The sequence below is a fragment of the Caldimonas sp. genome, from assembly GCF_046289365.1.
GTDB lineage: Bacteria > Pseudomonadota > Gammaproteobacteria > Burkholderiales > Burkholderiaceae_C > Caldimonas.
Genome location: NZ_JBKBVU010000260.1, coordinates 1 through 3,529 on the forward strand (window position 1 = coordinate 1; position 3,529 = coordinate 3,529).

Genomic DNA, 3,529 nt, shown 5'->3' on the forward strand with positions numbered 1-3,529 from the left:
CGGCATCGGCCAGATCAACGCAGCCGTCGGCCAGCTCGACCAGATGACCCAGCAAAACGCCGCCCTGGTCGAGCAGTCCGCCGCCGCCGCCGAGTCCCTGCGCGAACAGGCACAGCGACTGGCTCAGGTGGTCGCTGCGTTCCAGATCGGCCGTGAGGCGCCAGGCGCTGTCGATCCGGCACCAGCCTCCCCCCCTGCCGTCGCGCAAGCGGCCTCCCTGGCCGATGCGGTGATCCGCAAAGCGAAAACCTCGCCGGCCCCGGCCGCCCCCGCGCCGACCCCGCAAGCACGCCGTGCTGCCGCCGTGGCCCCGGCACCGTCGCCCAAGGCCGTCCAGCCTTCGCCCAAGCTGTCCGACGACGACTGGGAAACCTTCTAAGACATTGACGAACACGCGAGGAGACACACTCATGAGCTTTCTGCATGCCTTGGCCCACACCCGGATCGCCACCCGCCTGGCAGTGGCCTTGGGGCTGCTGATGCTGCTGATGATCGGCGTGAGCAGCTACAGCGTGAAGAAGCTCAGCGACACCACGGCAGTGATCGAACGCCTGACCGAACGCGAGACGGCCCTCATGCAGGTGGTCGGGCAGTGGAAGTCGCTCGTCGAGATCAACGTGCTGCGCATCGTCACACATTCGCGTCTGGGCACCGGCGACTTCCCTGACCAGCTCATGAAAGACTACACCGCCGACTCCCAGCGCATCGACGCGCTGCAGCAGCAGATCCAGGCCGCGATCGACGACTCGGCCTTGAGCGCCCAATACGGGCAGATCGAGACCTTGCGCAAGTCCATCCTCGCCTATGGCCCGCGGATCCGGGAACTGCGCGACAGCGGCGACTACTTCGCACTGGAGCAGTTGCTCGACGGCGACTTCGAGAAGACCCGCAAGGCCTACATCGAAGGCATCGACGGGCTGCAGCGGTCCATCCAGGAGCGGGCCCGCCAGGCCTTCGCCGCCGCCCAGGCCGACACACGTTCGGCCGCTTTCGTCTCCGTGGCCCTGGTCCTGGCCAGTCTGGCGTTCGCGGCCGTCTTCGGATGGTGGTTGAGCCGGTCGATCTCCCGCCCCATCGCCAGCGTCGTCCACCACGCCCACGCGATCGCAGCCGGTGACCTGTCGTCGAACGTCGAGGTGACGGCCGGCGGCGAAGCCGGTGAGCTGCAGGCTGCGCTGGCCGAGATGCAGGCCTCGCTGCGCCGCATGGTGTCCCAACTGCACCTGGCCACCGAGAACATCAACACCGCCAGCAGCGAGATCGCCCAGGGCAACCACGACCTGAGCGCGCGCACCGAGCAGGCTGCCTCCAGCCTGCAGCAGACCGCCTCGTCGATGGAACAGCTCACGGGCACCGTCGGCCAAAGCGCCGAGAGCGCCCAGCAGGCCAGCCAACTGGCCCGCAGTGCCGCCGAAGCGGCGCAGCGCGGCGGCACCGTCGTCTCCCAGGTCGTCGCCACCATGGACGAGATCAATGCCTCGTCCAAGAAAATCGCCGACATCATCGGCGTCATCGATGGTATTGCCTTCCAGACCAACATCCTGGCGCTCAATGCCGCCGTCGAGTCGGCCCGCGCCGGTGAACATGGCCGCGGCTTTGCCGTCGTCGCCGGCGAGGTGCGCAACCTCGCCCAACGTTCGGCCGAAGCGGCCAAGGAGATCAAGGCGCTCATCGGCGCCTCGGTCGACAAGGTCGAAGGCGGCTCGCGTCTGGTGGCCGATGCCGGGGCCTCCATGCAGGAGATCGTGGCGGCCGTGCGGCGTGTCACCGACATGATCGGCGACATCTCCGCCTCCACCCAGGAACAGAGCTCTGGCATCGGCCAGATCAACCAGGCCGTCACGCACCTGGACCAGATGACCCAGCAAAACGCCGCGCTGGTCGAACAATCGGCCGCCGCTGCCGAGAGCCTGCGTGAACAGGCCCAGCGCCTGGCGCAGCTCGTGTCGCAGTTCCGCCTGGAAGCCGCATCGACGGCAACGGCCTGATGTTGCCCTCAAGCGCCCTCGCGCACCGCCGATAAACCCGAGAAGGACCCGGGCCGCGCCCGGGGCGCTTCCCGCCGAATCATTGTCCATCGACCGAAGAGTGACCACCATGGGTGCCAACGAAGCCTTCATCGACCCGCATGTCCGCCCCCGCGAATACCTCACCTTCCGACTGGGGGGCGAGGAATACGGCATCGACATCCTTCGCGTGCAGGAGATCCGCTCCTACGAGGCGCCCACCCGCATTGCCAATGCGCCCCCGCACATCAAGGGGGTGGTGAACCTGCGCGGCGTGATCGTGCCCATCGTGGACCTGCGCATCCGCTTTGCCACCGCCCAATGCGAATACAACGACTTCACCGTGGTCGTCGTGCTGCACGTGGCCGGTCGTGTCGTCGGTGCGGTGGTCGACGCGGTCAGCGACGTGCTGGAGATCGCCCCCGACAGCATCCGGTCGGCTCCTGAGATGAACTCCGTGGTGGACGCCGGCTGCATCGTCGGCCTGGCCAACATCGCCGAGCGCATGCTGATCCTGCTCGACATCGAAAAGCTGATGGCCGACCCGGCCATGGGCCTGACCGACTGATTTCTGCGGAGACTTCCATGCAAGTGATGAACCTGATGCGGCATTTCACCATCCGCACGCGCATGGTCGGCGCGATCGCCGTGGTGCTGACCCTGCTGGCCATCGTGGGCGGCGCGGGTCTGGTCGGCATGTTCCGCATGCAGTCCATGAACCAGCACTTCATCGACAACGCCTATGCAAAGGCCGCCCTCGTCTCTGAGCTGCGGCAAAGCCTGGCCCACCTGCGCCGCTACGAAAAGGACATGATCATCTTCTACGAGCAGCCCGCGCGCGTGTCCGAGACCCACGAGCTGTGGAAGCAGACCGCCGCCAAGGTCAACGAACAGGTACGGGCGCTGCGCGCCCTGGCCAGCGGCAACGATGCCGAACTCCTGCAGGCCATCGGCAAACACATGGAGGACTACCAGAAGGCCTTTGCCCCCGTGGCCAACCAGCTCGAGGCCAGCGGCTACGACTCGGCCACCACGGCCGACAAAGTGATGTTCCGTGCCTATGCAGCGCTGAACGACCTGGACAAGGCTTTCCAGACCCTGGTGGCGCAGCTCAACGACGAAGCCACCCGCTCAGGCCAGGCCGCGCAGGACGCCGCCCGGCTCACCATCCTCCTGTTCGGGGCGGCGGTAGTCCTGGCCACGGTGGTGGTCGTGCCGCTGACCTTGCTGAACATGCACAGCATTTGCAAACCCATCGTGGAAGCCCGCGCGCTGGCCGGCGCCATCGCCTCGGGCGACCTGACGCGCCCTGTGAGCACGCAGGGACGCGACGAAATCGCCCAGCTGCTCGAAGCGCTGCGCCAAATGCAGGAGTCTTTGCGTCAGATCGTCGGCCAGGTGCACGCCTCCACCGAATCCATCGCCACGGCCAGCGCCGAGATTGCGCAAGGCAACCAGGACCTGAGCAGCCGCACCGAGCAGGCCGCCAGCAGCCTGCAGCAAACCGCCTCGTCCATGGAGCA

At 66.9% G+C, this 3,529-nt stretch carries 3 protein-coding genes and 1 pseudogene; all 4 read left to right on the forward strand.

What is annotated here, in order from left to right:
• Nucleotides 1-379 (forward strand): annotated as a pseudogene (locus ACK42S_RS16560) (methyl-accepting chemotaxis protein); the annotation flags it as partial.
• Nucleotides 380-410: 31 nt separating this feature from the next.
• Nucleotides 411-1,988 carry a methyl-accepting chemotaxis protein gene (locus ACK42S_RS16565; protein WP_409710112.1) on the forward strand — a complete coding sequence of 526 codons (1,578 nt, stop codon included), beginning with the start codon at nucleotides 411-413 and terminating at the stop codon, nucleotides 1,986-1,988.
• Between the two features lie 109 nt (nucleotides 1,989-2,097).
• Complete coding sequence (locus tag ACK42S_RS16570) at nucleotides 2,098-2,574, forward strand: chemotaxis protein CheW (protein WP_409710115.1); 477 nt, start codon at nucleotides 2,098-2,100, stop codon at nucleotides 2,572-2,574.
• A 17-nt stretch (nucleotides 2,575-2,591) separates the two neighbouring features.
• The coding region (locus tag ACK42S_RS16575) for a methyl-accepting chemotaxis protein (RefSeq protein WP_409710117.1) at nucleotides 2,592-3,529 on the forward strand (938 nt) is incomplete at its 3' end.

What these genes read in the sequence shown, in the direction of transcription:
- ACK42S_RS16565 (WP_409710112.1), top strand. Translation starts at nt 411, where the DNA reads ATGAGCTTTCTGCATGCCTTGGCCCACACCCGGATCGCCACCCGCCTG.
- ACK42S_RS16570 (WP_409710115.1), top strand. Translation starts at nt 2,098, where the DNA reads ATGGGTGCCAACGAAGCCTTCATCGACCCGCATGTCCGCCCCCGCGAA.